The sequence below is a fragment of the Terrabacter sp. 05T424 genome, assembly GCF_056396225.1.
The window spans coordinates 1-23,601 of the sequence record NZ_JBFTLB010000013.1; the positions used below are offsets into that span (position 1 = coordinate 1).

The window sequence follows — 23,601 nt, forward strand, 5'->3', positions numbered from 1 at the left end:
CGGGTCGCGGGGACGTGGCAGTCGGGGCCGCGGCAGGTTCCGTCGACCGCTCGGACGTGCTCGACCATCGCGGGTGTGGGCCGGTAGCTCTTGGTGGGGCGGCTGATCGCGTGGCCGTCGCGGATGTCGACGGGCAGGGTCTGCCAGACCGAGCCGGGGCGGGTCATCATCTCGCGCGCATGGGCGGCGGTGACCCAGCCGTGCCCGGGCAGCTCGCACGCCGCGTCCGAGTCCCCGATGGCGACCTCGAACGGCACGACGAGCCACACCCGCGCCGCCGCGTCACCGGTGGCCGGCGCAGGCGCAGGCCCGTCACACGCATCGGCGAGGGCGTCACGCAGCAGGGCCTCGGTGGCCAGGTCGCAGCGCAGCTGGTCCAGGGTCCGCGAGTCCCCTCCGCCTCGCGCGGCGCGAGCACGGGTGTCGAGCCGGTCCATGATCGCCGCGACCGTGCCCGCATCGGCCGTCACGCTCAGGCAGCCCATCCCGTCACCGACCATCCGCCCGAACACCCCACGCCGGGCCTTCGCGTGCGCCCGCCGCTCCTCCGCACCCCTCATGTCGACCGACGCGATGGCGCGAGTCAACCGGGCCGTGAAGCTCCGCTGACCCACCACCCGCCCGTCCCTGGACGGAGCCAGCACCGACTCCTCCACCACCGCGACATCCGCATCCGACAGCAGCGCCGTCTCGCACGCGACCTGCACCGCCCGGTGCAACGAGGTGCCGCCCGCGCGGAGCGCGGCCAGGACGCGCCGGTGACGACGAGGCGCCGTCGCCAACGTCAGGCGCCGCCCGACCTCACCGACCGCCACGCCCGTCGCGAGCGCGATCTCCTCCGCGACCACCCGCTCCGGAGGCACCAATGCGGCGGCCCGTCGAGACGATCCGGCAGGCAGCGCCGCGATCTGCTGGGTCTGGATCGTGTGCAACGAGCCATAGGCGGCCAGCAGGTCGGCCTCGACGCGCGCCTTCACGGCCTCGAGCGCCTCGATGTCGGCCATCACCCGCTCGCTCGCCCGCAGCAGGCTCTCAGTCACCTCCACCGACCCCGCCCGGTCCGCTGAATCAGCCGCCGAGACCCGGCTCGCCGATGCGGCTCGGTGGCTGCCCGGAACGTCAGCGTCCTCGACCAGCCCGACCCTGGCACGCGCCGCCAGCGCGGACTCGAGGGCCCGCGCGAGCTCGGCCGGCTCATCGGATGCGCCCACCCGCAGCACGCGGAACGACCCGAGCAGCTCGGGGCGCAGGGACTGGCTCGCCGCTGCGATGAATGGCATCGGGCGCCTCCCCTCACGGCTTTTGGACTACCTCTAGTAGAACAGGTGTTCGACTCGATCTCAAGGGGCCTAGCGAATCTGTGGACAACGAATTCGTTTGCGCCACAACGTGTCTCGTCACGGCCGTGCCACATCGAACGCCCGCTCGTGTCGCCCACTGTCAGTCGTGCGACCTAGGGTCTGGCCATGGCGAGGAACAGGCTGACCGTGACGGGCACCCCCGTGGGTGACATCGAGCTCGTCGTCGTGACGCCTCGCGGGACCCGCCGGCACCAGCTCCTACCGCTGCTCGTCGCGCACGACGGACCGGAGTACTCCCGCCGATCCCACCTCGTCTCCCGCTTGCACCAAGCCATGCAGGAAGGCCGCATCCCGCCCAGCCGCGTCGCCCTCCTCGAGCCCGGGGCGCGCAACGAGCGCTACGCCGCCAACCCCAGCTGGGCCGAGGCGCTCGCCCAGCACGCGCTGCCCGCGGTCGACACGGCATACGCCCCCGCAGGCAAACCCACCCTGATGGGCGCGAGCCTCGGCGCACTCGCTTCGCTGCAGACCGAGTGGTGCCACCCGGGCACGTTCGGCGCCCTGTTCCTCCAGTCGGGGTCCTTCTTCCGCAAGCGTCTCGACGACGAGGAGGACTTCGAGTTCTGGGACCGTGTCACGGCGTTCGTCGCTAGCGTGCGCCGGGCGCGCAAGCGCCGCACCGACGCACGCATCGTCATGACGTGCAACCTCGACGAGGGCAACCTGGCCAACAACCGCCAGATGGCCCAGACCCTCGCCGCGACCGGCCACGACGTCGTGCTGCACGAGCTGCCGGGACGGCACGACTGGCGCGACTGGGAGGCCGCCTTCGATCCCTTCCTGTTGACACTGCTGCAAGGATCGGGGCACCTGAACCGTCGAGCAGGAGAGGCACATGCCGCAGACGCGTAACCACCTGATCGGACTGCTGCTGGGAGCCGAGGAGGACTGGCCGACCGCTTTCGAGGAGCTGATGAAGCTCGTCGGCCCGATCACGACCGACGACGGCGTCACGCACGAGCTGACGAGTGAGCGGCTCACCATCGAGCCGTTCGACCTGCGCCAGCCCGTCCGCACCGAGCTCGTCATCGACCGCCTCGCCTACTGGTACTACCACCCGCGCGAGTGGCTCAAGAAGGCCGCGCTGATGAACGACACCTACCTGCTCAACAGCCCCTTCACGTTCCAGTCGATGGAGAAGCACAGCGCCTACGTGGCCCTGATGCGCCTGGGGCTCAAGGTCCCCGAGACCTGGCTCGTCCCCTACAAGAACCCGGTCGACAACGTGCGCTGGGCCTACACCAGCGCCAAGTACAACCGGCCCTTCGACCTCAAGCGGATCGCCGACAACCTCGGCTACCCGATGTACATGAAGCCGTTCGACGGTGGCGGGTGGCGCGGGGTCTCGCGCATCGACAACGAGAAGGACCTCATCAAGGCCTACGACGACTCCGGAGAGATGCTCATGCACCTCCAGTCGACGATCGAGTACGACCACTTCGCCCGGGCCCTGTCGATCGGCCCCGAGACGATGGTCATGGACTTCCGTCCCGAGCAGCCGATGCACAACAGGTATGCCGTGAGCTACGACTTCCTCCAGCCCTCCGCCGGGCGCCAGGCAGCCGCCATCAGCCGCATCGTCAACGCCATGTTCGGCTGGGAGTTCAACTCGTGCGAGATGCTCGTCAAGGGCGACGACGTCTATCCCATCGACTACGCCAACGCGTGCCCCGACGTCGCGGTGACCTCCCTGCACTACTACTTCCCGTGGGCCATCAAGGCCCTGGTGCGCTGGTCGGCCTACTGCGTCATCACAGGTCGCCGCGGCCCGATGGACCTCGAGATGCGCCGCTACTTCGACGTCGCCGACCGCGACGACCTGAGCGACGAGCAGAAGCTCGACGCCTACATCGCCATCGCCGACGAGTATTTCGAGACCGACAAGTACTGGGCCTGGTGCGAGCGCTACCTGCCGCACCTCGACGCGGCGGTGCTCGAGTGGGTCCAGTCCGACGCGTTCGAGAACCTCCTGCGCGCCACGGTCGTCACGACCTACCCGGCGCACGAGCGCGACAAGTTCATGGCCCATTTCGGCGGGCTCCTCGGCCTCTGGGTCAAGGACGAGAAGGCCCGCCTCGGAGTGGGCTAGAGGCTTTCCGGGTGGCCTAGTCCCAGAACGCGTCGTTGACGGCCGTGTCCTCGAAGAACTGCCTGGCCTCGGTGACACGTCCGTCGCGAAGCACGAACACGATCAGGGCCTGCTGTTCGAGGGTGCGCGAGTCGCGCGACGCCTGGTTGTGGCCGATCGCCACGGTGTGGTCTTCGCCGCCGACCACGTCGTCGAGGGTGACCTTCAGGGTGCCGCCCGAACGGGTCATCAGATCGCCGAAGAAGGAGAGGATGCTGTCCCGGCCCTGCTTCGCGCCGGCCAGTGTGCCCGTGCCGGGCGCGTACCAGACCGCGTCCTCGGTGAAGAGGTCGTTCAGCGTCGCCATGTCACCCGCGCTGAAGGCCGCGAACCCCCGGCGGACGACCTCCATGTCTTCCGTTGCGCCCATGTCCAGCTCCTCTCTGACCCCCCGGCGTCCGCGTGTCTCGTGAACCAACCAACGCTATTCCTGCGCCCTGAGTGTGTCCACGAGCTGGGTCGACTCCTGCCGGAATGTCCTAGCCGAGTGCCCCGCCGAGGCCCACGACGAGGTTGATCGTCGACGCGATGACGATGGTGCCGTAGAGGTAGGCGAGCATCGTGTGACCCAGGACGACTCGGCGGATGTCGGAGCTCTTCAGGTCCGTGTCGGAGACCTGGTAGGCCATGCCGAGGTTGAACGAGAAGTAGGCGAAGTCCGAGAACGTCGGGTCGTCGTCCTGGTTGAAGTCGATCGGCGGGCGCGGTGCGGCGTAGTAGACCCGCGCGTAGCGCAGCACGTAGACGGTGTGCACGCAGAGCCAGCCGACGGCGACGGCACCGACACCCACGAGGGCGTCGACGAGCGCCCCGCTGCCGCGATCACGTCCACCGACGAGCAGGATGCCGACGCCCGCCAGGCTGGCCAGTCCCACGAGGATGACCACGACGTCGTACCAGGCGGCGTCGCCGTCGCGGCCCTGCACCTTCTCGCGGGTCGCGGGCGCGTCGTGGCCGAGCACGTGCAGCAGCAGGGGCAGTGCGAACGTGAGGCCCCCGACGACGAAGCCGGCGAGGCCGTGCACGAGGAAGCCTCGCCCCGGCCCGCTCCCGACCCTCGGGGTGGTTCCGAGCGGGACCAGGATGCCGGCGAGCACGCCGACGACGGCGGCGATGGCGAGGCGGCGCCGGATGGTGGGCACGTTCGGGAGGCTACCGCCGTCCGGGCCCCGGAGGCTGGAAGCAGGCTGGTGGTGCGCTGGGTGCGCGGCGCGGGTATGTCATCCAGCGGTCGAGCTCACGGCCGTCGCCCCTCCGACCCCGAGCCCTAGGATCCGAACATGTCAGACGCCCCCACCGCCCGGCGCCGCCTCACCGTCGTCTACAACCCGCTCCGGGTCGCCGACCTCGATGACGCACAGTCGACCGTGGCCAAGGTCTGCGCCGACAACGGCTGGTCCGAGCCCCGCTGGCTGGAGACCACGGCCGAGGAGACGGGCGAGAAGCAAGCGCGTGAGGCGGTGCGTGACGGCGCCGAGGTCGTCGCCTCGCTGGGCGGCGACGGGACCGTGCGCGCCGTGGCTTCGGCCCTCGTGGGCACCGATGTCGCACTCGGCCTGCTGCCGGGCGGCACGGGCAACCTGCTCGCGCGCAACCTCGGGCTCCCGGTCGGCGCGCTCGACGAGGCCGCCAAGGCACTCGTCGAGGGCCGTGACCGCCGCATCGACGTGGGTGCCGTCCGTCTGGCCGACGACCTGCCCGAGCCCGAGGCGAGCCGCGCGACCAAGGACAGCCCGGCCGGCGTGGCCGAGGACGAGGAGATCTTCCTGGTGATGGCCGGCCTCGGCCTCGACGGCGAGATCATGGCCGACACCGACGAGAAGGTGAAGGAGGCCGTGGGCTGGGTCGCCTACGTGCTGGCCGCGTTCAAGAAGGTGTCGGGCCGTGGCTTCACCGTAGACGTCAAGGCCAAGGGGGGCGAGGGCGTCGTCGGCGCCAAGCGTTCGGACGTCACCAAGCACGCCCGCGCCGTCATCGTCGGCAACTGCGGCACGCTGCAGGGGGGCGTCGAGCTGATGCCCGACGCGAAGATGGACGACGGCCTGCTCGACTCGGTGGTGCTCGCGCCCCGCGGGCCGTTCGGTTGGGCGTCGGTCCTGGCAGACGTGGCCATCCGCCACCGCGCCGGCCATGCGCGTCTCGACCGCCTCGTCGCCGCCGAGCTGACCGTCGTGGCCCGGCGTCCCGTCGAGGCGGAGATCGACGGCGACCCGGTCGGTGCGCATCGCGCGCTGGCGGCGCGTGTGCTGCCGGGGTCCCTGGTGGTACGCGTTGGCTGACCGGCGTCGACTCTCTCCGCGGCCCCCGGGCCGTGGTCGACGCCTGCTCAAGGCCGTCGGCTTCGGGCTCGCTTTCGCCGTGCCCGTGACGGCGCTGGCGTTCGTGGTGCGGGAGAAGTTCCTGCCCGTCATTGAGCTAGACGAGCGCCTCATCGTCGCCGCGACCGACGTCACCCGTGACAACCCCTGGTTCCGCACCGCGCTGCTCGTCTGGCAGGAGGCAACCCAGCCGATGTGGGTCTACATCATCGCCTCCGCCGTGTGCCTCGTGCTGTGGCGCCGGCACCGTGAGCTCGCGACGAGGTGCCTGTGGGCGTTCATCACGATGATGGTGGCCTGGAACCTCCAGCTCGTGCTCAAGGAGGTCGTCCGGCGTGCCCGCCCCGTCGTCAGCGACCCCGTCTCGCACGCCCCGGGTTTCAGCTTCCCGTCGGGCCACGTCGCCAACGCCGCGGCCATCGCGACGGTGCTGACGCTGCTGCTGTGGCCGGTGCTGTCGGCGACGGCACGGCGCTGGCTGGTGGCCGGCCTGACGGCGTACGTCGTCATCACTGCGCTCGACCGGGTCTTCCTCGGCGTGCACTACCCCTCAGACGTCCTGGCCGGGGTGCTCTTCGGCGTCGGCCTGGGCACGGCGTCCTACGTCGGTTACCTCGGGTGGAACCCCCAGAGCCCGGACGATGCTCCTCCCCCAGAGGGCAGGTCCGGGCCCGAGCAAGCGAAAGGCAATCCGTGAACAACACCTTCGTCCACCGCTACGAGATCGACTCGTCACGACCGACCGTCGGCTCGGCCCTGCGCGACTTCGCGCTGCGGGTGCTCGCCCCGGCGATCGTCCTCTTCGCCCTGATCACCGGCTTCGGCTTCCTCATCACGGGGCCGTTCGGTGGGATGCCGTGGGAGGAGGACATCAGCCGCTCCGTCGCCAGCGGCCGCACCGAGCTCTGGAACTCCATCACCATGGTCTGGTCGCACATCGGCAACACCGAGATCATCATCGGCGTCTGCGTCATCGCCGTGGCGCTCATCTGGTGGCGCACGAAGCAGTGGTGGTATGCCGTCATCCCCGCGATCGCGATCGCCATGCAGGCCAGCGTGTTCGTGGCGGCCACGACGATCGCCGACCGGCCGCGCCCGAAGGTCGCGCACCTCGACCCCGCGCCGCCCACGTCGAGCTATCCCAGCGGCCACGTCGGGGCGTCCGCGGCGCTCTACCTGACCTTCGCGCTCATGGCCCAGCGCATCGAGACCGTGTGGCTGCGCCGCCTCGTCACCATCGTCTGCGCCGTCATCCCGTTCCTCGTGGCGTACGCCCGCCTCTACCGCGGCATGCACCACCTCGTCGACATCCTCGTCGGCGCGATCAACGGCATCGTCTGCGCGCTCCTCGCCTGGCACTACCTGCGGCGCCGCACCGACAGCGGCCGCGTCGGCGCCAAGGCCCGTGAGGCGGTCTCGCGCTGACCGACCGACGCGTATGCCGTCAGGACAGATCGATGGCCGGGAACCTTCGCGGTTCCCGGCCATCGGCGTCTGGTCCGTCAGGCCGGTGATGCCGGGAGCACCTGCCACGGGCGCGTGAGCCGCCCGAGAGCGAGGACGATCCCGCGGCGCGGAGTCGTCCGCGAGTCGACGACGGGTCGCTGCGCGCGTCGCGTCCGACGACCGAGGTCGGCGGTGCGCTGACGGGCGATGGCCTCGTTCAGGTATGTCGTGTTCATGGTGCCCCTCCTGCACTCGTGATGCGTATGGACACAGAGCAGGTGGAGGCCGTCCTGATGCACGACCGACGACAACAGCCCGAAACCGGCCCCATCCGGGCCGGTTTCGGGCTGTTTGTCGGGTGCTTCTGCCAGGTGGTCAGACCCTGGCGTGGCGGGCCCGGCCGAAGCTGTAGACGCCGAAGGCAATGAGGCCAAGGGCCACGAGAGCGAGCAGCACCGGTCCGCCGGGCGCGCCGAGCAGGTTGCGCAGGGCGCCGTCCAGGCCGCGGGCCTCGCTCGGCTTGTGCCGCACGGCGGCGAGGATGAACAGGCCGCCGACGATCGCCAGCGCGATGCCCTTGGCGATGTAGCCGAAGCGGCCGGCCTTGACGGTCCACGGGCTCGGGTGCGTCTCGAGGTCCTCGAGGAACTTCCTCTTCCAGCCCTTGACGACGTGGTAGACGCCGACACCGATGATGGCCAGGCCGACCGCGCCGACGAGCCACGTACCGGCGGGCTGCTTCATCAGGGTGGCCGTGAAGTCGGCCGACTGGCTCTTGCTCGACGTGCCGCTGCCGCTCGCGAACCTGAAGGCGGTCCACGACAGCGCGAGATAGACGACGGCCTTGGCCGCGGCCTTGAGCCGGTCGCTCGTCTCCAAGCCGCCCGAGATGGCCTCGGTGACCTGCCAGATCGCGAGGCCCAGCCAGGCCACCACGGCCACCCAGAGGACGAAGACGCCGAAGCCGTTCTGTGCCATCGAGCCCAGCGCGCCGGACTGGTCGGCGCTGGAGCCCTTCGACCCGAAGGCGAGCCTCAGCGCGATGGCGCCGATGACGATGTGGAGCACGCCGTTCACGGCGTAGCCGATCCGCGCGGTCGTCTCGAGCGCCGGGTGGTCGCCGGCACGCCGTGAGGCGGCCTTGACGTCTGTGGAGTCCATGCACGTGTCCTGTCGGTCGAGGGGTCCCCGTGAGCATTGAAGAACATACCCACGCAGGACCTTTCAGCGGCACGTTCGGTCGCACGGGCTCACGCGGGCCGGAGGTGACGGCGCCGGCGGTGCCACCGTGAGCGGGGCTCGGCCTCGGGGACGGCGGGGGCGGACGGTGCCTGCGTCGGGTCGACCCACTGCTCGGGGCGGCGTAGCCGGGCCTGCTCGGAGCGGCGACGCAGGTCGGCCTCGCGCTCGACGAGGAGGGCACTGATGATGTGTGGAGAGAGCATGGGTCCGAGTCCTTCGAGGTCGGTGTGCTGACCTGTCCAGCGTCGTTCTGAGGCGTGCCCGGCCACATCGGGACAACGGCGTAACCGTGGAGCCGCCGGGGCGCCCCCACCGGTCTGAGGTAGTCCTAGCTGTCGCGCTCCCGCAGCCCGAGCACCCGCAGGATCTCCGGCCAAGCGAGGCGGCCCAGCTCGCGGTCCGCGTCGTCGGTGCCGCCGCGTGCCATGCGCTGGCCGCCGGCCGCCACCTGCTCGCCGGGCAGGACGACCCGGTGCCCTGCGCCGGCGTGCGTGACGACGGTGGTCGGCAGGGCGTATGCCGTCCGGCGGGCCTCGACGGCCCGCGCCGACTCGACGGCCGGCCACACCTGGTCGTCCCCACCGGCGACGACCAGCACGTCACCGAAGAACCGCTCGACGGGAATCGTCGCGGAGGGCACGAGCGCGGCGGCCGTCAGCAGGCTCTGGGCGTAGACGGGCGCGAACGCGGGTGGGTCGCCGACCGGGTGGGCGTCGTCGTCGTACGGCACGAACGGGACGGGCCGGCCGTCCCGGCTCCAGGACGAGTGCTGTGGCCGCAGCTCGCCGTCGGGCCCGGGCCCGACGTTGGCCCAGGCGACGTGACTCGGCGCCAGGGCGACCACGGCATCGACGCGAGGGTCGTCGGCGGCATACAGCAGGAACCCCTCGGCGGTCTTCGACGACCCGAGCAGGACCACCCGGTCGCACTCGGCGGCCAGTGTCCCCACCGAGGCGCCGAAGGCCTCGAGGGGGTACTCCCAGATGGCCGATGGCTGGCCCGCGCCGCCGAACCAGCCGTGCGTGAGGGCGGCCGACACCCCGGCAGAGGCGAGCAGGCGCGCTCGGTCGGTCTCGACCCGACCGCTCGAGCCGGAGAGCACGAGCACTCCCGTGCCGTTGCCACCGTGCGCGGGGGCGACGAGCACGCCGTCGTGGTCGAAGGGCCGGGTTCGCAGATCCACCACCCCAACCTACCGATGGTGGAAGCATGAGCCCATGCCCGACTACTCGCACACCGAAACCGTGAACGCTTCTCCCGCAGCGGTCTTCGCCATCCTCGACGACGTCACCCGCGCGCCCGAGTGGCTCAAGCGCTGCACGCAGCTCGACAACCTCTCCGGGGGTCCCACGGCAGTGGGGACGAGGCTGAAGTACCACTACAAGGACGGCAGGCGGACGGGTGTCATGGACGGTTCCGTCGTCGCGCGAGAGCAGGACCGCAAGCTGACCAACCGGTTCACCGACAAGATGATGGACGTCACCGTCGACTTCGACGTCGCCCCCGGACCGACGGCCGAGCAGACCACGCTCACGCACACCATCACCATCGACACCAAGGGATTCGGCAAGGTGTTCACGCCGATGATCAAGCGACAGCTGCCCGGCCAGACGACGGGCGCGATGGCTGAGCTCAAGCGCCTCGCCGAGTCCGGAGCCTGACCTCAGCCGCCTGACGTCAGCCGTCTGACCTCAGCCGCCGAGGCGCTCGAAGGCGGTCACCGTGAGCACGGCCGCCCCCGCCTCGTCGCTCGCCGCGAGGTCGACGACAGCCGTGATCCCCCAATCGCGGTCGTCGTCGGGGTCGACGACGACCTGACGCAACCGCCACTCGCCGGGCACCTTCTCGACCTGGAGCAGGGCGGGCGACCGGGCGGCCTGGTCGGCCGCGATGGCGTCGTGGTCGTCGTAGTAGGCGCCGAGGGCCTCGTTCCAGGCGTCGGCGGTCATGACGACCTTCTGCGGCGGGTCGGTGAGCTCGGCCACCCGTGCCTCGAGGTCGCCGAGCGCCTCCCACTCGTCGCGGGCCGCGAGCTCGACCCGGTGGAACATGGCGTTGCGGATCATCACCGTGAAGGCCCGCTCGTTGGCCGTGACCGGGCGCGCGGGGGGCGCGACGTCGACCTGGGACGCCACGGCGTCGGACGGGTTGACGAGGTCCTCCCACTCGTCGAGCAGGCTCGAGTCGGTCTGGCGCACCAGCTCGCCCAGCCACTCGATGACGTCCTCGAGCTCCTCGGTGCGGTGCGACTCCGGCACCGTGCGACGCAACGCGCGGTAGGCATCGGTGAGGTAGCGCAGGACGAGGCCCTCCGAACGGGACAGGCCGTAGTACGAGACGAACTCGTTGAAGGTCATGCCACGCTCGTACATCTCGCGGACCACCGACTTGGGGGAGAGGGCGTCCGCCGAGATCCACGGGTGCGTCTGCCGGTAGGCCGAGAGGGTCACCTCGAGCAGCTCGGCGAGCGGCTTGGGCCACGAGACCTCCTCGAGCCGCTCCATCCGCTCCTCGTACTCGACACCGTCGAGCTTCATCGCCGCGACCGCCTCGCCGCGTGCCTTGAACTCCTGGGCCCAGAGCACCTGCCGGGGGTCCTCCAGGATCGCCTCGATGACGGAGACCAGGTCGCGGGCGTAGGTCTCCGACTCGGGGTCGAGGGTGTCCATCACCGCGAGGGCGAACGGTGCGAGCGGTTGGTTGAGGGCGAAGTCGCGCTGGAGGTCGACGGTCAGGGTGTGGCGACGACCGGACGACTCGGCGGTGGCGAGCCGCTCGACGACGCCCGAGGTGAGCAGCTCCTTGGCGAGCACGAGCGCATGCCGCTGGAGTCGGCGCTGGTCCTTGACCTCGTGGTGGTTGTCGGAGAGCAGCCGGACCGCATGGGCCACCGGGTTGCCATCTCGGGCAAGGAGGTTGACGAGCATCGAGTGAGAGACGCGAAGCCGCGGCTGCAGCGGCTCCGGCTCGGCGGCGATGAGCCGCTCGAAGGTCTCCTCGGACCAGTTGACGAAGCCGTCGGGCGCCTTCTTGCGCTGGACCTTGCGCTGCTTCTTCGGGTCGTCACCGGCCTTCTCGAGCGCTCGGAGGTTCTCGACCACGTGCTCGGGCGCCTGGGCCACGACCCAGCCGCGGGCGTCGAAGCCGGCCCGTCCGGCCCGTCCGACGATCTGGTGGAACTCGCGCGCCTTGAGGGTGCGCTGCTTCGTGCCGTCGAACTTCGTCAGCCCGGTGAGCAGGACGGTGCGGATGGGCACGTTGATGCCGACGCCCAGGGTGTCGGTGCCGCAGATGACCTTGAGCAGGCCGTCCTGCGCGAGCTGCTCGACGAGGCGACGGTACTTCGGCAGCATGCCGGCGTGGTGCACACCGATGCCGTGGCGCACGAGCCGCGAGAGGGTGCGGCCGAAGCCCGAGCCGAACCGGAAGGCGCCGATGCGCTGGGCGATCGCCTCGCGCTCCTCGCGCGTCGTGATCTTCACGGCCATCAGGCTCTGGGCGCGCTCGAGCGCGGCCGCCTGCGTGAAGTGCACGACGTAGACGGGGGCGCGGTCCTTCTCGAGCAGCTCCTCGATGGTCTCGTGGAGGGGCGTGACGGCATACGAGAACTCGAGGGGGACGGGCCGCTCGGTGCCGGTGATGACACCGGTCGAGCGACCGGTGCGCCGGGTCAGGTCGTCGCGGAACATCGTGACGTCACCGAGCGTCGCCGACATGAGCACGAACTGCGCCTGGGGCAGCTCGAGGATGGGCACCTGCCAGGCCCAGCCGCGGTCGGGCTCGGAGTAGAAGTGGAACTCGTCCATCACGACGAGACCGATGTCGGCCGAGCTGCCTTCTCGCAGGGCGAGGTTGGCGAGGATCTCGGCCGTGCAGCAGATGATCGGTGCGTCGGCGTTCACCGAGGCGTCTCCGGTGATCATGCCGACGTTGTCGGCGCCGAACTGCTCGCACAGTGCGAAGAACTTCTCCGACACCAAGGCCTTGATCGGCGCCGTGTAGAAGGACACGCGGTCCTCGGCGAGCGCCGTGAAGTGGGCCGTCGTCGCGACGAGCGACTTCCCCGAGCCGGTGGGCGTCGAGAGGATGAGGTTGCTGCCGCTCAGGACCTCGAGGAACGCCTCCTCCTGGTGCGGATAGAGCGTGAGCCCCCGCTCAGTCGTCCAGGCGGTGAAGATCTCGTAGAGCCCGTCGGGGTCGGGGTCCCGTGGGATGCGCTCGCTGAGGTTCTTCGTCACCACGCGAGTATGCCGCCGCTGCCGCGAGTCGGCCGAATCACCCGTCTGCGCGCTGCCGCGTGCGGTCGGGGGTGAGGAGCAGCACCGCGGCTCCGATGAGCGCGCCGAGGACCGTCTCGAACAGCCGGTCGCGCAGCAGGGGTCCGACCGGTGCCGCGTGCGCGAGCTGGCCCATCATCAGCGCCAGCGGGGTGATGAAGAGCAGGGCGACGGCGTAGTTGCGCCCGACGACGAGCTCGGTCAGCACCTGGAGCACGACGATGACGAGCACCGCCCACGCACCCTGCGGTGACCACACCAGGATCGGTGCGGCGACGGCGACCCCGAGGGCGGTGCCGACCACGCGGTGCAGGCCACGCGTGAGCCGCGAGGCGAGGTCGGGCCCGGACAGCACGACGACGGCGGCGACCATCGCCCAGTACGGGTGCTCCCAGCCGAGCGCCGTCGCGATCGCACCGGAGATGCCGAGCGCCACGACGTGGCGCAGCAGCTGCGTGCGCGCACCCGGCACCACCAGGGCCTCGCGGAAGGTCGGCGCCGGGAGGTCCGGCCGCTTCCACTCGCCGCGACCGCGCAGGACGTCGGCGTGCGACACGGCCAGGGAGAAGAGGGCGCTGGCGCTGGAGACGGCCGCGGCCACGAGGACGGTCGTCGGACTGGCCGGCACCATGGCGCAGACCGTGAAGGCGAAGACGAGGAAGAGCGGGCCGGGCGGGTGCCAGCGGTACGCGTCGGAGGTGAGCGACCCCGCCGCGGCCAGCAGGGCGCCCAGCGGCACGACGAGCCAGCGCCAGTCGGGCGCGAGGGAGACGAGGGCACCGAGGGTGACGGCGACCGTCAGGGTCACACCGGCGACGACCTGCATGCCGGCCCGTTGCGCCCGGGCGTCGTTGCGGCCGTAGAGCGAGGTGAAGGCACCGAAGGCGGCATACGGCGTCCACTCGACGCGTCCGAGGAGCACGAGCACGAGCAGTGGCACCAGCACCGACAGCCCGGCACGCAAGGCGACCCGGTGAGCCCCGCGGTGCGGCCCCCAGTGCAGCAACCCCGTGGCCACCCGTCGCGCGGGTGCCGGCTCGGGTGCTGCGGGCGGCGCGTCCATCGACCCCGATCCTAGGCCGGGTACCGCTACCCATCGACAGGCGGAGGCGTCTCGCGCGAGACTCGGCGGCAGCCGGGCGCGACGCCCGGCCGACCAACCAGGGGAAACAGGGGTCACACGATGAAGAAGACCGCACTCTTCGCTGCCCTCGGGGCGGCCGCCGTGGCGCTGACGGGGGCGCTCGCGAGCGCACCGGCACAGGCCGTCACGACCGGCGCGAGCGCCCGCAACGTCGTCGCGCGCGACTTTCCTGACCCGGGCTTCGCGAAGTTCACGACCCGGGCGCAGGGCAGCAGGTACTACCTGTACGCGACGGGCGCCGGCTTCCGCGTCGCCCGCTCGGCCTCGCCGGGGTCGGGCTACGCCGTCCTCGGCAACTCGATGAACGCCCGCCCCGCGTGGACGTTCGAGACGACGGACAGCTCACCCGCGGAGCTCTGGGCGCCGCACGTCTTCCAGACCGCGACGACACCGGGCGCCGAGCGCTTCACGATGTACTTCGCCGCCCGGCGCGAGGCTCCCGGCACCGCCAACCACAACAAGCACTGCATCGGGGCGGCCCGGTCCTCCTCCCCGACAGGCGGCTTCGCACCGTCGTCGACACCGCTCATCTGCCCGCCCGCGGGCTACACCGAGGCCATCGACCCGGTCGAGTACCGCACCCGCTTCGGCAACCGCTACCTCGTCTACAAGATCGGCAACTACAGCCCGCGGCGCTTCCAGATCATGGCGGTGCGCGTGGACAACTCGGCGGGCACGACGCTCGCCGGCTCGCCGAAGGTCGTGCTGAGCGCCGCGCGCATCGGCTCGGCCGTCGCCGAGGCCCCCGACGTCTACCGCGACGGCAGCGGCAGGGTGCACCTGTTCGTGTCGCGCAACGGCTACAAGGACTGCAACTACGCGACGCAGGTCTGGTCGGGCAACGACCTTTTCGCGCTGGGCAACCCGCGCTGGGTCGGTGGCATGGGCATCTCCACGACCGACCGCTTCTGCGGTCCGGGTGGAGCCGAGGTGATCAGCGACGGCGGCGTGCTCCGGGTCGCCTTCCACGCGCGGAAGAGCGCGAGCCCGCTCGTCCGCCCCGCGTGGACTGGCGTGCTGAAGTGGAGCAACGGCACGCCCTACCTGTCCTGAGGCGCCGCGCCACAGGTCCGGCGGTGCGCGACGACATCCGGGTCGTCGCCTACCGCCTTTTCGTGCGCCTGCGTGCCTAGGGTGGGTTACGACGGCGTGCCTTGTGGGAAAGAAGAGGTACGAGAGGTCGTGACACTCGGCCGGCGTGCCTGCACGCCGCGAAAGGTGGGCGCCATGGAGGCGAAGAAGACGTTCCTGTCATGGCCCGTGCTCCGGCAGGTCCGATCCGGTGACTTCCTCGGCCGTGGCCCCGCCGTCACGTCAGAGCGCACCCGCGGCCTGCAGCCGCGCACCTCGACCGCCGACCGCGTCGTGCAGAGCGTCTGCCCCTACTGCGCCGTCGGCTGCGGCCAGAAGGTCTACGTCAAGGACGAGAAGGTCGTGCAGATCGAGGGCGACCCCGACTCGCCCGTGTCGCGGGGGCGCCTGTGCCCCAAGGGTTCCGCGAGCGAGCAGCTCGTGAACAACCCGAGCCGCGTGCGCCACGTCCTCTACCGGCGTCCCGGCGGCACCGACTGGGAGCCCATGCCGCGTGCCACGGCCGTCGAGATGATCGCGCAGCGCTTCGTCGCGAGCCGTCGGGCCGGCTGGCAGGACCACGACGAGAAGGGCCGTCCGCTGCGGCGGACGATGGGCATCGCCTCGCTCGGCGGCGCGACGCTCGACAACGAGGAGAACTACCTCATCAAGAAGCTGTTCACCGCAGCGGGCGCGATCCAGATCGAGAACCAGGCGCGTATTTGACACTCCTCCACGGTCCCCAGTCTGGGGTCCTCGTTCGGGCGCGGCGGCGCGACACAGTACGTGCAGGACCTCTCCAACGCTGACTGCATCGTCATCCAGGGTTCCAACATGGCCGAGTGCCACCCGGTGGCGTACCAGTGGGTGACGGAGGCACGCCTCAAGGGCGCCAAGGTGATCCACGTCGACCCGCGCTTCACGCGTACGTCGGCGACCTCCGACAAGCACATCCCGATCCGGGCCGGCAGCGACGTCGTGCTGCTCGGTGCCCTCATCAACCACATCCTCAGCAACGAGCTGTACTTCAAGGAGTACGTCGTCGCCTACACCAACGCCGCGACCCTCGTCAGCGAGAAGTTCCAGGACACCGAGGACCTCGACGGCCTCTTCTCCGGCTACGACGACGACAAGGGGAGCTACGCACCCGACACCTGGGCGTACGCGACGTCCGAGGACGGCGAGGGAGAGGCCGGCGCCTCGCCCGGCACGATCGGGGGCCCGGCCGCCGGCCATGAGAGCGGCGGCCACGAGCACGGCCAGAGCAAGTCAGCGCGCGCTGCCGGTGACGAGCACGGGTCCGGTGGGCCCGCGCTCGAGCACGCGCGCGTGCTGCGCGACGAGTCGCTGCAGGACCCCCGGTGCGTCTTCCAGATCCTCAAGCGGCACTACTCGCGCTACACGCCCGAGATGGTCGCCGACGCGTGCGGTGTCAGCGTCGACGACTTCGCCTACCTCGCGAAGGCGGTCACCGAGAACAGCGGCCGTGACCGCACGACGGCGTTCGTCTACGCCGTCGGCTGGACCCAGCACACGCTCGGTGCGCAGTTCATCCGCACCTCCGCGATCGTGCAGCTGCTGCTCGGCAACATGGGTCGTCCGGGCGGCGGCATCATGGCGCTGCGCGGGCACGCGAGCATCCAGGGCTCGACCGACATCCCGACGCTCTACAACATCCTCCCCGGCTACCTCGCGATGCCGGTGGCCGGGCTGCACGACACGTGGGACGACTACGTCAGTGCGATCGGGAGCAAGGAGCAGAAGGGCTTCTGGGCCAACGCCGACACGTATGCCGTGAGCCTGCTCAAGGCCTGGTGGGGCAAGGCGGCGACGGCCGAGAACGACTGGTGCTTCGACTACCTGCCCCGGCTCTCGGGCGCCCACGGCACCTACCAGACCACGATGGCCATGCTCGACGACGAGGTGGAGGGCTACTTCCTGCTCGGCCAGAACCCGGCCGTCGGGTCGGCGCACGGGCGCCTGCAGCGTCAGGCGATGTCGCACCTCAAGTGGCTCGTCGTGCGCGACTTCGCGATGATCGAGTCGGCGACGTTCTGGAAGGACGGCCCCGAGATCGCCACCGGCGAGATGCGGGCCGAGGACATCCAGACCGAGGTCTTCTTCATGCCGGCCGCGGCGCACACCGAGAAGTCCGGCTCGTTCACGCAGACCCAGCGGATGCTCCAGTGGCACCACAAGGCGGTCGCCCCGCCCGGTGAGGCCCAGAGCGAGCTGGAGTTCTTCTACGAGCTGGGCAAGCGCGTGCGCGAGATCCTCGCCGACTCGACCGACCCCCGCGACCGGCCACTGCTCGACCTCACGTGGGACTACCCGCTCGACGCCGACGGCGAGATCGACGCCGAGGCCGTGCTCGCCGAGGTCAACGGCCGCCACCTGACGGGCGACAAGGCCGGACAGCCTCTGTCGTCGTACACGGAGATGAAGGCGGACGGCTCGACCGACGGCGGCTGCTGGATCTACACCGGTGTCTACGCCGACGGCACGAACCAGGCGGCCAACCGCCGGCCCGGGCAGGAGCAGGACCTCACTGCCCTCGACTGGGGCTGGGCGTGGCCGGCCAACCGCCGCATCCTCTACAACCGTGCCTCGGCCGACCCCGAGGGCAACCCGTGGAGCGAGCGCAAGAAGTACGTGTGGTGGGACGCCGACGCCGGAAAGTGGACGGGACACGACGTGCCCGACTTCCCGCCGACGAAGGCGCCGACGTTCCGGCCCGAGCCCGGCACGGGCGGGCCCGACGGCCTCGCCGGCGACGACCCGTTCATCATGCAGGCCGACGGCAAGGGCTGGCTCTTCACGCCGAAGGGCATGCTCGACGGGCCGCTGCCCACGCACTACGAGCCGCAGGAGAGCCCGGTCCGCAACCCGCTCTACCACCAGCAGTCCAACCCGGCCCGCAAGGTCTTCCCGCGCAAGGACAACCTGTGGAGCCCGTCGGGCGACGAGCCGGGGGCCGACGTCTACCCGTTCGTCTTCACCACCTACCGGCTCACCGAGCACCACACCGCGGGCGGCATGAGCCGCTTCCTGCCCTACCTGTCCGAGCTGCAGCCCGAGTTCTTCTGCGAGGTCTCTCCGGAGCTCGCGCAGGAGCGGGGTCTCGAGCCCGGCGGCTGGGCGACGATCGTCTCGGCCCGCGCGGCTGTCGAGGCGCGCGTGCTCGTCACCGAGCGAATGAAACCGCTCGTCATCCGGGGCCGCACTGTCCACCAGATCGGCCTGCCCTACCACTGGGGCGTCGGCAGCGCCGCCGTCGTCAGCGGTGACGCCGCCAACGACCTGCTCGGCGTGGCCCTCGACCCGAACGTGCAGATCCAGGAGAGCAAGGCCGGGTCGTGCGACATCGTGCCGGGCCGCCGCCCGACCGGCGAGGCGCTCCTGCGGTTCGTCGCCGAGTACCAGTCACGGGCCGGCTCGACCGTCATGACGAGCAACGAGCTGCGCACCGGGCATCCCGAGTCCGTCCCCGGCACCGCTCCCGAGACCAAGAAGGAGGGCTGACGCGTGGCCTTCTGGCGCAACCAGCTGTCCGGGCCGACCGACCCGGCGACGGACGCGGCGTGGGACCGGGTCGAACCGCGCAAGGGGTTCTTCACCGACACCTCGATCTGCATCGGCTGCAAGGCGTGCGAGGTGGCCTGCAAGGAGTGGAACGGCATCCCCGAGGACGGCCTCGACCTGCTCAACCAGTCCTACGACAACACCGGTGCCCTCGGCGCCAGCACGTGGCGCCACGTCGCCTTCGTCGAGCAGAACAGCGAGCGCATCACGCAGGCAAGGGAGTCGGGGCGCCGGCTCGTCCAGCTCGGCATGCCGACGGTGCGCGACGCGTCGAGCACCACCGCCACGCTCGAGGCGCCAGGTGACGTGCGACCGGGCGCGGCCGCCGGGCCCGGGCCGACCGACACCGCGGTGCCGGACGTCCGATGGCTGATGGCCTCCGACGTGTGCAAGCACTGCACCCACGCCGCCTGCCTCGACGTGTGTCCCACGGGATCGCTCTTCCGCACCGAGTTCGGCACCGTCGTGGTGCAGGACGACGTGTGCAACGGCTGCGGCTACTGCGTCGCGGCGTGCCCCTTCGGTGTCATCGAGCGGCGCCGCGGCGACGAGGGTCACGAGGGCGGCCGCCAGTCGCACGGCATCAGCATCAACTCGGGTGGAGCCGACCCGGCGCACAATGGCGAGGTCAAGAACGTCGGCATCGCCCAGAAGTGCACGCTCTGCTACGACCGCATTGGCGAGGGTGAGACGCCCGCGTGCGCCAAGGCCTGCCCGACGACCTCGATCAAGTTCGGCGACCTCGCCGACATGCGGGCCACCGCGCAGGCCCGCGTGGCCGAGCTGCACGAGCAGGGCTACACCGAGGCCCGCCTCTACGGCACCGACGAGAACGACGGGGTCGGCGGCACCGGCTCGGTCTTCCTGCTGCTCGACGAGCCGGAGGTCTACGGTCTGCCGCCCGACCCGCGGGTCACGACGGCCGACCTGCCCGACATGTTCCGCAAGGCGGGGCTGGCGGCGGTCGCGATGCTCGGGATGGCTGCGGCCGCGTTCGTCGGGAGGAAGCGATGACGACCAACCCGTTCGACGCCGACCGCCCCCCGGAGAAGGAACGCCGACGAGACGACGCCAGCCACGGCAATGCCCGCGACGCCGCCACCAGGGCCGGCAGCAACGGTGGGCGCCGCAGGCGCGACGAGTCGCTCATGGTCCCCGACGCGAGGTTCGACAGCTACTACGGCCGCCACATCGTCAAGCCGGCGCCATGGGAGAAGGAGGTTGCGGCATACCTCTTCCTCGGGGGCGTCGCGGGCGGCTCCGCGCTGCTCGCCGCCGGCGGCAAGGTGCTCGGCTACCCGGCGCTGCGCCGCGCCGGACGCATCGGCGCCGTGGGAGCGGCAGCCCTGGGTGGGGCGGCGCTCGCCAAGGACCTCGGCAAGCCGAGCCGGGCCCTCAACATGATGCGCACCGTCAAGCTCACCTCGCCGATGTCGGTCGGCTCGTGGATCCTCACCGCGTTCGGCGGCTTCTCGGGGCTCGCGCTCGCCTCGGAGCTGGGTCAGGCACTCATCGAAAGTCGTCCCAGCACAAGCAGGCCCGGCACGGCCCTCGCGCGCGTCAGCCGCCTCCTCGAGCTGGCCGACGGGCCCGCCACGGCGGGGTCGGCCTTCTTCGCGCCCCCGCTCGCCGCGTACACGGCGGTGCTGCTGGCCGATACCGCCACGCCCACCTGGCACGAGTCCTACCGCGAGCTGCCGTTCGTCTTCGTCAGCTCGGCCAACGCCGCGGCGTCCGGCCTCGCGCTGCTCACCGTGCCGGCGTCGCAGAACGGCCCGGCACGACGGCTGGCCGCGGTCAGCGCCCTCGTCGAGACCGTCGCGTTCGAGCGGATGCAGGAGAAGCTCGGCCCGACGTTGTCGGAGCCGCTGCGCACCGGCAAGGCCGCGCGCCTGCTGAGGGCCAGCAAGGTGCTGACCATCGCCGGCGCGGTCGGGGCCGTCACCGTGGGGCGTACGCGTGTCGGCGCCGCGCTCAGCGGACTGGCCCTCATGGCGGGGTCGGCCTGCACGCGCTTCGGCGTGTTCGAGGCGGGTATGACCTCGGCGATCGACCCCAAGTACACCGTCGAGCCACAGCGCGAACGCCTCGAGGCGCGCCGGGCGAAGGGCATCGTGAACGACTCCATCACTACGGCGCGCTGACGCGCCGCCCCCGACGGCGCAACGACGCGCCGCCGGACAACCGGAAGGGGAAGTGCCGTGAGCAGGACCGACACAGGGGCGAACAGAGCGCCGGAGACAGAGTCCGACAGGTCAGGGCGGGGCGCGAACCGGTGGGTGATCCTCGTCTGCGCCGTGCTCGTGCAGCTGTCCATCGGCTCCGTCTACGCGTGGAGCGTCTTCGCCAAGGCGCTGCAGAGTGACGCGGCGTTCGGGTGGTCGAAGTCCAAGGCGGCCGTGCCGTTCAGCGTCGTCATCGGCATGATCTTCGTCGGCAGCTACGTCGGCGGTCGTCTCCAGGACGCCCGCGGTCCCCGCGTCGTGGCCATGACCGGCGGCGTCATCTACGCCGTCGGCGTCATCCTCGCGTCGTTCGCCCAGTCGCCTGACGCGTTCTGGCTGCTCGTCCTCGGTTACGGCGTCATCGGCGGCTTCGGTCTCGGCATGGTCTACATCGTGCCGATCGCCATGCTGCAGAAGTGGTTCCCCGACAAGCCCGGCCTCATCACCGGGCTCGCCGTCGCCGGCTTCGGCTTCGGTGCCGTCGTCACGGCTCCGGTGGGCCAGGCCCTCATCGACCGGTCACCGAGCGTGCCCACCAAGGCGTTCCTCTGGCTCGGCATCGCCTACCTCGTCATCCTGCTCGTGTGCACCTCGGTCTTCCGCAACCCGGCGGTCCGCGCCGACGCCGGTGCACGCACCAAGGCAGCGGCCGCAGCACCGGGCACCTCGGCGCGCGACTTCACGCCGAGGGAAGCCATGCACACGAAGCAGTGGTACCTGCTCACCGCGATCCTGACGATGAGTGTCACCGCGGGCATCTCGCTCATCGCCGTCGCCGCCGGCACGGCCAGCGACGTCGCCGGCTACTCCGCGACGAGCGCTGCAGCGCTCGTCGGCGTGCTCGGTCTCTTCAACGGCGCCGGCCGCATCTTCTGGGGCTGGCTCTCCGACCTCGTGGGCAAGATGCCGGCCTTCCTCGGGATCCTCGGCATCCAGGGCATCTGCCTCCTGCTCATCCCGCACGCGTCCAGCGCGGCCCTCTTCGCCGTGCTCGCTGCGCTCATCTACCTCTGCTATGGCGGGGCCTTCGGCACCATGCCGTCGACGGCGGGTACCTTCTTCGGCGTGAAGAACGTCGGGGCGATCTACGGCCTGATGCTCATCGGCTGGAGCATCGGCGGCGTGGTCGGCCCGCTGCTCATCGCGTCACTCATCGGCAGCGACAAGGCCTACAACCTCGGCTTCACCGTCATCGGCATCATCACGCTCGTCGCGCTGGTGCTGCCGCTCATCACGAAGAAACCCCGCCACGACGGCGGCGCCGTCGACGCCGATGGCGCCCGAGGCGTCCGTGGGGGCCGCGGCGCCCGCGGACGCCCCGACGCCGCGCGTCGCTGACCCGGCCGCCCGGCCCGGCTACTCGCGTACGTCGGCAGCGTGGGCTGACAGCGGCAACCCTGCCGCGAGCCACGCCTCCACCCCGCCGATGACGTCGGTCGCCCGGGACAGCCCTATGCGCCTCAGCGACTCGGCCGCGAACGAACTGCTGTAGCCCTGCCGGCAGATCACGACGACCCGGACGTCGGGGTCGCGCGCTTCGGGGATGCGCGCTGGACTCGTGGGGTCGAGCCGCCACTCGAGCACCGTGCGGTCGATGACGATCGCCCCCGGCAGGTCCCCCTGACGATCGCGCTGAGCCGACGTACGCGTGTCGACGAGAAGGGCTCCCGCGCGCACCTGCGCCCACGCCTGCTCGGGTGAGAGCCGGTCGACTCCGCGACGGGCGTCGTCCAGTGCCTCGTCCACCCCGCTCATCCGACAGTCACCGCACCGTCAGCACGTGCTCGCGCCGGGGGACGAGCTCGCCCACGACGGTCCCGCCGGGCACCTCGCCGGCGACGAGCAGGCCGCCGCTCGTCTGGGCGTCGGCGAGCAGGACGAGCTCGTCATCGCCCACCGCAGCGTCGAGGTGCGGGCGCACCCAGTCGAGGTTGCGGCGGCTGCCGCCCGGCACGTAGCCGGCGGCGAGGGACTCACGGGCCCCCTCGAGGTAGGGGACGGCGGCGGCGTCGACGACTGCCGACACCCCGGAGGCGCGGGCCATCTTGTAGAGGTGGCCCAGCAGCCCGAACCCGGTGACGTCGGTGGCGGCCCGGATGCCGGCGGCGACCGCCGCGGCGCTCGCGACGTCGTTGAGCGCCACCATCGACTCGACGGCGTGGGCGAAGACCTCGCCGGTCGCCTTGTGGCGGTTGTTGAGCACGCCGACCCCGAGCGGCTTGGTGAGGCTGAGGGGCAGCCCGGCGGTGGCGGCGTCGTTGCGCAGTAGGCGGTCCGGGTCGGCGATGCCCGTAACGGCCATGCCGTACTTCGGCTCGGGGTCGTCGATGCTGTGGCCGCCCGCGACAGGACAACCGGCGAGGCGCCCTACGTCGAGACCGCCCCGGAGCACCTCCGCGGCCAGCTCGGGCGGGAGGACGTCGCGGGGCCAGCCGAGCAGGTTGACGGCGAGCACCGGCCGGCCGCCCATGGCGTAGATGTCGGACAGGGCGTTGGCCGCGGCGATGCGCCCGAAGTCGTAGGGGTCGTCGACCACGGGCGTGAAGAAGTCGGCCGTCGCGAGGACGGCGAGCCCGCCCTCGATGCGGACGGCGGCCGCGTCGTCACCGCTGTCGAGGCCCACGAGCAGGTCGGGGTGGCTGACGCCCGTCAGGTCGCGCACCATCGCCTCGAGCTCACCCGGCGGGATCTTGCAGGCGCAACCGCCGCCGTGGGCGAACTGGGTCAGCCTCACCGTTCTCGCGTGCTCCACACCTGCGCTCATACCCACACCGTAGGTCGGCGCAGCGTCGAGGGGGTGCGCTGGG

Annotated in this window: 22 protein-coding genes; 11 read left to right on the plus strand and 11 right to left on the minus strand. The window is 71.0% G+C overall.

What is annotated here, in order from left to right; genetic code table 11:
• The coding region (locus AC1DE0_RS20055) for a 13E12 repeat family protein (protein ID WP_478104812.1) at window positions 1–1,280 on the minus strand (1,280 nt) is incomplete at its 3' end.
• Between the two features lie 186 nt (window positions 1,281–1,466).
• Between AC1DE0_RS20055 and AC1DE0_RS20060 the strand changes: the two genes are divergently transcribed.
• Window positions 1,467–2,213, plus strand: coding sequence for an alpha/beta hydrolase (locus AC1DE0_RS20060; protein WP_478104816.1), 747 nt, complete (start codon window positions 1,467–1,469; stop codon window positions 2,211–2,213).
• Entirely contained in the window at window positions 2,197–3,450 is a 1,254-nt protein-coding gene (locus AC1DE0_RS20065; RefSeq protein WP_478104820.1) for an ATP-grasp domain-containing protein, read from the plus strand. Before AC1DE0_RS20060 ends, AC1DE0_RS20065 begins: the two co-directional genes overlap by 17 nt.
• A gap of 16 nt (window positions 3,451–3,466) precedes the next feature.
• Here the strand turns inward: AC1DE0_RS20065 and AC1DE0_RS20070 are convergent, their stop codons facing one another.
• Window positions 3,467–3,859, minus strand: a complete 393-nt coding sequence (locus tag AC1DE0_RS20070; RefSeq protein ID WP_478104824.1) for a nuclear transport factor 2 family protein — start codon at window positions 3,857–3,859, stop codon at window positions 3,467–3,469.
• A gap of 109 nt (window positions 3,860–3,968) precedes the next feature.
• On the minus strand, window positions 3,969–4,631 hold the full coding sequence (locus AC1DE0_RS20075) for a DUF1345 domain-containing protein (protein WP_478104828.1): 663 nt from the start codon (window positions 4,629–4,631) through the stop codon (window positions 3,969–3,971).
• A 138-nt stretch (window positions 4,632–4,769) separates the two neighbouring features.
• On the opposite strand from AC1DE0_RS20075, the gene AC1DE0_RS20080 reads away from it, so the two are divergent.
• From AC1DE0_RS20080 to AC1DE0_RS20090, 3 genes are read left to right on the plus strand one after another with little or no spacing between them, the layout of a single operon-like run.
• Window positions 4,770–5,768, plus strand: coding sequence for a diacylglycerol/lipid kinase family protein (locus AC1DE0_RS20080; RefSeq protein ID WP_478104832.1), 999 nt, complete (start codon window positions 4,770–4,772; stop codon window positions 5,766–5,768).
• Entirely contained in the window at window positions 5,761–6,504 is a 744-nt protein-coding gene (locus AC1DE0_RS20085; RefSeq protein WP_478104836.1) for a phosphatase PAP2 family protein, read from the plus strand. The genes AC1DE0_RS20080 and AC1DE0_RS20085 overlap by 8 nt, the downstream gene beginning before the upstream one ends.
• Window positions 6,501–7,232, plus strand: coding sequence for a phosphatase PAP2 family protein (locus tag AC1DE0_RS20090; protein WP_478104839.1), 732 nt, complete (start codon window positions 6,501–6,503; stop codon window positions 7,230–7,232). Before AC1DE0_RS20085 ends, AC1DE0_RS20090 begins: the two co-directional genes overlap by 4 nt.
• Before the next feature lie 77 nt (window positions 7,233–7,309).
• Here AC1DE0_RS20090 and AC1DE0_RS20095 read toward each other — a convergent pair whose 3' ends face one another.
• The 4 genes from AC1DE0_RS20095 to AC1DE0_RS20110 form a co-directional block, all read right to left on the minus strand.
• Window positions 7,310–7,489 (minus strand): hypothetical protein, encoded by a 180-nt coding sequence (locus AC1DE0_RS20095; protein WP_478104842.1) that lies wholly within the window; start codon window positions 7,487–7,489, stop codon window positions 7,310–7,312.
• A 139-nt stretch (window positions 7,490–7,628) separates the two neighbouring features.
• Complete coding sequence (locus AC1DE0_RS20100; RefSeq protein WP_478104845.1) at window positions 7,629–8,414, minus strand: DUF1206 domain-containing protein; 786 nt, start codon at window positions 8,412–8,414, stop codon at window positions 7,629–7,631.
• 89 nt (window positions 8,415–8,503) lie between these two features.
• Entirely contained in the window at window positions 8,504–8,698 is a 195-nt protein-coding gene (locus AC1DE0_RS20105) for a hypothetical protein (RefSeq protein WP_478104847.1), read from the minus strand.
• A gap of 125 nt (window positions 8,699–8,823) precedes the next feature.
• Complete coding sequence (locus AC1DE0_RS20110) at window positions 8,824–9,678, minus strand: acyl-CoA thioester hydrolase/BAAT C-terminal domain-containing protein (RefSeq protein WP_478104851.1); 855 nt, start codon at window positions 9,676–9,678, stop codon at window positions 8,824–8,826.
• Between the two features lie 34 nt (window positions 9,679–9,712).
• Here AC1DE0_RS20110 and AC1DE0_RS20115 point away from each other — a divergent pair, with 34 nt between their 5' ends.
• Window positions 9,713–10,156 carry an SRPBCC family protein gene (locus AC1DE0_RS20115; protein WP_478104856.1) on the plus strand — a complete coding sequence of 148 codons (444 nt, stop codon included), beginning with the start codon at window positions 9,713–9,715 and terminating at the stop codon, window positions 10,154–10,156.
• A 30-nt stretch (window positions 10,157–10,186) separates the two neighbouring features.
• On the opposite strand, the gene AC1DE0_RS20120 is transcribed toward AC1DE0_RS20115, so the two are convergent.
• Together AC1DE0_RS20120 and AC1DE0_RS20125 are read right to left on the minus strand one after the other, a co-directional pair.
• Window positions 10,187–12,736: a DEAD/DEAH box helicase gene (locus AC1DE0_RS20120; protein WP_478104859.1), complete on the minus strand. Its 2,550-nt coding sequence runs from the start codon at window positions 12,734–12,736 to the stop codon at window positions 10,187–10,189.
• Between the two features lie 34 nt (window positions 12,737–12,770).
• A complete protein-coding gene (locus AC1DE0_RS20125; RefSeq protein ID WP_478104862.1) occupies window positions 12,771–13,835 on the minus strand; it encodes an FUSC family protein in 1,065 nt (354 codons plus the stop codon).
• 120 nt (window positions 13,836–13,955) lie between these two features.
• On the opposite strand from AC1DE0_RS20125, the gene AC1DE0_RS20130 reads away from it, so the two are divergent.
• The 5 genes from AC1DE0_RS20130 (at window position 13,956) to AC1DE0_RS20150 (ending at window position 22,132) form a co-directional block, all read left to right on the plus strand.
• Window positions 13,956–14,969 (plus strand): family 43 glycosylhydrolase, encoded by a 1,014-nt coding sequence (locus AC1DE0_RS20130; RefSeq protein WP_478104864.1) that lies wholly within the window; start codon window positions 13,956–13,958, stop codon window positions 14,967–14,969.
• A gap of 174 nt (window positions 14,970–15,143) precedes the next feature.
• Complete coding sequence (gene fdh, locus AC1DE0_RS20135; RefSeq protein WP_478104865.1) at window positions 15,144–18,509, plus strand: formate dehydrogenase; 3,366 nt, start codon at window positions 15,144–15,146, stop codon at window positions 18,507–18,509.
• A gap of 3 nt (window positions 18,510–18,512) precedes the next feature.
• Window positions 18,513–19,583 carry a 4Fe-4S dicluster domain-containing protein gene (locus tag AC1DE0_RS20140; protein WP_478104867.1) on the plus strand — a complete coding sequence of 357 codons (1,071 nt, stop codon included), beginning with the start codon at window positions 18,513–18,515 and terminating at the stop codon, window positions 19,581–19,583.
• Window positions 19,580–20,713, plus strand: coding sequence for an NrfD/PsrC family molybdoenzyme membrane anchor subunit (gene nrfD, locus AC1DE0_RS20145; protein ID WP_478104869.1), 1,134 nt, complete (start codon window positions 19,580–19,582; stop codon window positions 20,711–20,713). Before AC1DE0_RS20140 ends, nrfD begins: the two co-directional genes overlap by 4 nt.
• 135 nt (window positions 20,714–20,848) lie before the next feature.
• The gene (locus AC1DE0_RS20150) at window positions 20,849–22,132 is read left to right on the plus strand and encodes an L-lactate MFS transporter (RefSeq protein ID WP_478104871.1); all 1,284 of its coding nucleotides are present in this window, start codon (window positions 20,849–20,851) and stop codon (window positions 22,130–22,132) included.
• 18 nt (window positions 22,133–22,150) lie between these two features.
• Here AC1DE0_RS20150 and AC1DE0_RS20155 read toward each other — a convergent pair whose 3' ends face one another.
• On the minus strand, window positions 22,151–22,549 hold the full coding sequence (locus tag AC1DE0_RS20155) for a rhodanese-like domain-containing protein (RefSeq protein ID WP_478104872.1): 399 nt from the start codon (window positions 22,547–22,549) through the stop codon (window positions 22,151–22,153).
• 7 nt (window positions 22,550–22,556) lie between these two features.
• Window positions 22,557–23,558: a selenide, water dikinase SelD gene (gene selD, locus AC1DE0_RS20160; RefSeq protein ID WP_478104875.1), complete on the minus strand. Its 1,002-nt coding sequence runs from the start codon at window positions 23,556–23,558 to the stop codon at window positions 22,557–22,559.
• Between the last annotated feature and the right edge of the window lie 43 nt (window positions 23,559–23,601).